A 5,688-nucleotide genomic window follows, 5' to 3' on the forward strand; every position below is an offset into this window, starting at 1 on the left:
TAATTGCAGATGTCTGCTGGTGTTCGGCCCTTGTTTGTGGGGGTTGGTTCTGGTGGGTGTGTGTTCTTTGAGAACTCGATAGTGTGTTTTGGATTTCTTGTGCCACTATTTTTTGTTTTGTGGCGTGGGAGATTTTTGGACAGATTGTGCTTGCCGGCCCTTTTGGGGGGTTGGTGAGTGTTTTGGATGAATTTTTTACCATGTCAGTTTTTTGGATTTGGTCAGGTTCTGTTTTCTGGCTTTGTGTTGAAATCTTGTGGTTTCTGCATTTTTTGTTGGAGAGTTTGATCCTGGCTCAGGACGAACGCTGGCGGCGTGCTTAACACATGCAAGTCGAACGGAAAGGCCCAGCTTGCTGGGTACTCGAGTGGCGAACGGGTGAGTAACACGTGGGTGATCTGCCCTGGACTCTGGGATAAGCCTGGGAAACTGGGTCTAATACCGGATAGGACCACTGATTGCATGGTTGGTGGTGGAAAGCTTTTGCGGTTCAGGATGGGCCCGCGGCCTATCAGCTTGTTGGTGGGGTAATGGCCTACCAAGGCGACGACGGGTAGCCGACCTGAGAGGGTGATCGGCCACACTGGGACTGAGACACGGCCCAGACTCCTACGGGAGGCAGCAGTGGGGAATATTGCACAATGGGCGCAAGCCTGATGCAGCGACGCCGCGTGAGGGATGACGGCCTTCGGGTTGTAAACCTCTTTCGCTAGGGACGAAGCGTAAGTGACGGTACCTGGAGAAGAAGCACCGGCCAACTACGTGCCAGCAGCCGCGGTAATACGTAGGGTGCGAGCGTTGTCCGGAATTACTGGGCGTAAAGAGCTCGTAGGCGGTTTGTCGCGTCGTCTGTGAAATTCTGCAACTCAATTGCAGGCGTGCAGGCGATACGGGCAGACTTGAGTACTACAGGGGAGACTGGAATTCCTGGTGTAGCGGTGAAATGCGCAGATATCAGGAGGAACACCGGTGGCGAAGGCGGGTCTCTGGGTAGTAACTGACGCTGAGGAGCGAAAGCGTGGGGAGCGAACAGGATTAGATACCCTGGTAGTCCACGCCGTAAACGGTGGGTACTAGGTGTGGGGCTCATTTCACGAGTTCCGTGCCGTAGCTAACGCATTAAGTACCCCGCCTGGGGAGTACGGCCGCAAGGCTAAAACTCAAAGGAATTGACGGGGGCCCGCACAAGCGGCGGAGCATGTGGATTAATTCGATGCAACGCGAAGAACCTTACCTGGGTTTGACATACACCAGAAAGCCGTAGAGATACGGCCCCCCTTGTGGTTGGTGTACAGGTGGTGCATGGCTGTCGTCAGCTCGTGTCGTGAGATGTTGGGTTAAGTCCCGCAACGAGCGCAACCCTTGTCCTGTATTGCCAGCGGGTTATGCCGGGGACTTGCAGGAGACTGCCGGGGTCAACTCGGAGGAAGGTGGGGATGACGTCAAGTCATCATGCCCCTTATGTCCAGGGCTTCACACATGCTACAATGGCGCGTACAGAGGGCTGCGAGACCGTGAGGTGGAGCGAATCCCTTAAAGCGCGTCTCAGTTCGGATTGGGGTCTGCAACTCGACCCCATGAAGTCGGAGTCGCTAGTAATCGCAGATCAGCAACGCTGCGGTGAATACGTTCCCGGGCCTTGTACACACCGCCCGTCACGTCATGAAAGTCGGTAACACCCGAAGCCGGTGGCCTAACCCTTGTGGAGGGAGCTGTCGAAGGTGGGATCGGCGATTGGGACGAAGTCGTAACAAGGTAGCCGTACCGGAAGGTGCGGCTGGATCACCTCCTTTCTAAGGAGCAAACAACACGTCGATGCTGGTGCCGAATGTGTATCGGGTCGGTGTTTGTTCATGGGTGAAACACAAGAATCCATCATTTGTTTGTCGGTGGCCTGCGAGATGCGGGCGGGCCGGCGGGTGGTCGACCGTGAGTGATTGCGGTTGTGGACGAAGCACACTATCGGGGTTCTGAGGGAACACGCGTTCTGCGCGGGTTGTCTTGGTGCTCACTGTTTTCCGCCCCGAGTGTGGGGTGTTGGGGGTGGTGGGTGTGTGTTGTTTGAGAAGTGCATAGTGGATGCGAGCATCTAGCCCAGCGAGTTCTTTCGTGTTCTTGTTGGGTTGTGTGTTCTGCAATTTCGATTCTGGTTTGTGCGATCGCGTGTTGTGATCGTTGTTTTTGTTTGTTGTCCGCATTCGCGTCTCGGGCACTGTTGTGGTGTGTGGGGTGTGTTTGTGGGTGTTGTTGTAAGTGTTTGAGGGCGTTCGGTGGATGCCTTGGTACCAGGAGCCGATGAAGGACGTGGTAGGCCGCGATAGTCCTCGGGGAGTTGTCAAACGAGCTGTGATCCGAGGGTGTCCGAATGGGGAAACCCAGCACCAGTGATGTGGTGTTACCCACTCGTGAATGTATAGCGGGTGTGGAGGGAACGTGGGGAAGTGAAACATCTCAGTACCCACAGGAAGAGAAAACAAGTGTGATTCCGTGAGTAGTGGCGAGCGAAAGCGGAGGAGGCTAAACCATGCGTATGTGATACTCGGCAGGGGTTGTGCGTGTGGGGTTGTGGGGTGATCGTTCATCGTGCTGCCGTGCGGTGGGTCAGTGATAAATCGACATGTTAGGTGAAGTGGCCTGGAATGGTCTGCCGTAGTGGGTGAGAGTCCCGTAGCTGAAAGCGTGTTGACTGGCTTCGATTGTTCCCAAGTAGCAGCGGGCTCGTGGAATCTGCTGTGAATCTGCCGGGACCACCCGGTAAGCCTAAATACTTTCTGGTGACCGATAGCGGACTAGTACCGTGAGGGAAAGGTGAAAAGTACCCCGGGAGGGGAGTGAAATAGTACCTGAAACCGGACGCTTACAATCCGTCAGAGCCTGCGCACCTTTTGGGGTGGTGGGTGATGGCGTGCCTTTTGAAGAATGAGCCTGCGAGTTAGTGCTCAGTGGCGAGGTTAACCCGTGTGGGGTAGCCGTAGCGAAAGCGAGTCTGAATAGGGCGTGTTGAGTCGCTGGGTCTAGACCCGAAGCGGAGTGATCTACCCATGGCCAGGGTGAAGCAGCTGTAAGAGGTTGTGGAGGCCCGAACCCACTTCAGTTGAAAATGGAGGGGATGAGTTGTGGGTAGGGGTGAAAGGCCAATCAAACTCCGTGATAGCTGGTTCTCCCCGAAATGCATTTAGGTGCAGCGTTGCGTGTTTCTTACTGGAGGTAGAGCTACTGGATGGCCGATGGGCCCTATCAGGTTACTGACGTCAGCCAAACTCCGAATGCCGGTAAGTGAGAGCGTGGCAGTGAGACTGCGGGGGATAAGCTTCGTAGTCGAGAGGGAAACAGCCCAGATCGCCGGCTAAGGCCCCTAAGCGTGTACTAAGTGGAAAAGGATGTGGGGTCGCTGAGACAACCAGGAGGTTGGCTTAGAAGCAGCCACCCTTGAAAGAGTGCGTAATAGCTCACTGGTCAAGTGATTCTGCGCCGACAATTTAGCGGGGCTCAAGTACACCGCCGAAGCCGCGGCACTCACACATTTCATCCATGCCTGCCTGCGGGTGGGTGTGTAGTGGTGTGGGTGGGTAGGGGAGCGTCCTGCATCCGTGGAAGCAGCGGAGTGATCCAGTTGTGGAGGGTGTGGGAGTGAGAATGCAGGCATGAGTAGCGAAAGACAAGTGAGAAACTTGTCCGCCGGATGACCAAGGGTTCCTGGGCCAGGTTAATCCGCCCAGGGTGAGTCGGGACCTAAGGCGAGGCCGACAGGCGTAGTCGATGGACAACGGGTTGATATTCCCGTACCCGTGTATCCGCGCCCAGTGATGAATCATCTGTACTAACCATCCAAAAGCTGTCGTTGATTTCTTCGGATTTCTCTGATGGTGGCTGCGTGGGACCTTGGGTGTAGTAGTCAAGCGATGGGGTGACGCAGGAAGGTAGCCGGGCCAACTGGTGGAATAGTTGGTGTAAGCCTGTAGGGTGAGACATAGGCAAATCCGTGTCTTTTTGAGCCTGAGAGGTGATGCGTAGCCGTTGTGGTGAATTCGGTGATCCTATGCTGTCGAGAAAAGCCTCTAGTGAGTTGGTACACGGCCCGTACCCCAAACCGACACAGGTGGTCAGGTAGAGAATACTAAGGCGATCGAGTGAACTGTGGTTAAGGAACTCGGCAAATTGCCCCCGTAACTTCGGGAGAAGGGGGACCACGACCGGTGATCACTTTTTCGGTGTGAGCTGGTGGTGGTCGCAGAGACCAGAGAGAAGCGACTGTTTACTAAAAACACAGGTCCGTGCGAAGTCGTAAGACGATGTATACGGACTGACGCCTGCCCGGTGCTGGAAGGTTAAGAGGACCGGTTAATCATCTTTCGGGGTGGTGAAGCTGAGAATTTAAGCCCCAGTAAACGGCGGTGGTAACTATAACCATCCTAAGGTAGCGAAATTCCTTGTCGGGTAAGTTCCGACCTGCACGAATGGCGTAACGACTTCTCTGCTGTCTCAACCACAGGCTCGGCGAAATTGCAGTACGAGTAAAGATGCTCGTTACGCGCGGCAGGACGAAAAGACCCCGGGACCTTCACTATAGCTTGGTATTGGTGTTCGGTGCGGTTTGTGTAGGATAGGTGGGAGACTGTGAAGCCGGCACGCTAGTGTGGGTGGAGTCGTTGTTGAAATACCACTCTGATCGTATTGGGCTTCTAACCTCGGACCCTGATCGGGTTCAGGGACAGTGCCTGGTGGGTAGTTTAACTGGGGCGGTTGCCTCCTAAAGTGTAACGGAGGCGCCCAAAGGTTCCCTCAGCCTGGATGGCAATCAGGTGTTGAGTGTAAGTGCACAAGGGAGCTTGACTGTGAGACGTACATGTCGAGCAGGGACGAAAGTCGGGACTAGTGATCCGGCACCGGCATGTGGAAGCGGTGTCGCTCAACGGATAAAAGGTACCCCGGGGATAACAGGCTGATCTTCCCCAAGAGTCCATATCGACGGGATGGTTTGGCACCTCGATGTCGGCTCGTCGCATCCTGGGGCTGGAGTAGGTCCCAAGGGTTGGGCTGTTCGCCCATTAAAGCGGCACGCGAGCTGGGTTTAGAACGTCGTGAGACAGTTCGGTCTCTATCCGCCGCGCGCGTGTAGAAACTTGAGGAAACCTGTCCCTAGTACGAGAGGACCGGGACGGACGAACCTCTGGTGTGCCAGTTGTTCCGCCAGGAGCACTGCTGGTTAGCTACGTTCGGAAGGGATAACCGCTGAAAGCATCTAAGCGGGAAGCCTGTTCCAAGATGAGGTTTCTCACCCACCTTCGGGTGGGGTAAGGCCCCCTACAGATGATGGGGTTGATAGGCCGGAACTGTACGCACAGTAATGTGTTCAGGTGACCGGTACTAATCGGCCGAGGACTTACCAACAACACTCACCAACAATTCTTTTCGGATTCAACGAATCACGACGGATGGGTTGTGTGGGTCGGTTTCGGTGATTGTTACACGCACACAGAATGTTTGCTCGTTCATCCACTATGTACTTCTGAAACAACACACACACCACGATCTGGTTATAGATTGTGGTGTGGATGGTTTCATATTGTTACGGCGGCTATAGCGGTGGGGAAACGCCCGGTCCCATTCCGAACCCGGAAGCTAAGCCCACCTGCGCCGATGGTACTGCACTGTAATGGGTGTGGGAGAGTAGGACACCGCCGAACA

3 rRNA genes are annotated in these 5,688 nt (G+C 55.0%); all 3 read left to right on the forward strand.

The window, feature by feature from the left end:
• Positions 1-272 precede the first annotated feature (272 nt).
• Positions 273-1,793: ribosomal RNA gene (locus GSI01S_RS18625) — 16S ribosomal RNA — on the forward strand.
• A 454-nt stretch (positions 1,794-2,247) separates the two neighbouring features.
• Positions 2,248-5,391: ribosomal RNA gene (locus GSI01S_RS18630) — 23S ribosomal RNA — on the forward strand.
• A gap of 179 nt (positions 5,392-5,570) precedes the next feature.
• Positions 5,571-5,687 (forward strand): 5S ribosomal RNA (rrf, locus tag GSI01S_RS18635).
• Together the 16S, 23S and 5S rRNA genes form the textbook arrangement of a ribosomal RNA operon.
• Position 5,688: the final 1 nt, after the last annotated feature.

This window comes from Gordonia sihwensis NBRC 108236 (genome assembly GCF_000333035.1).
In the GTDB taxonomy this organism is placed as follows: Bacteria; Actinomycetota; Actinomycetes; order Mycobacteriales; family Mycobacteriaceae; genus Gordonia; species Gordonia sihwensis.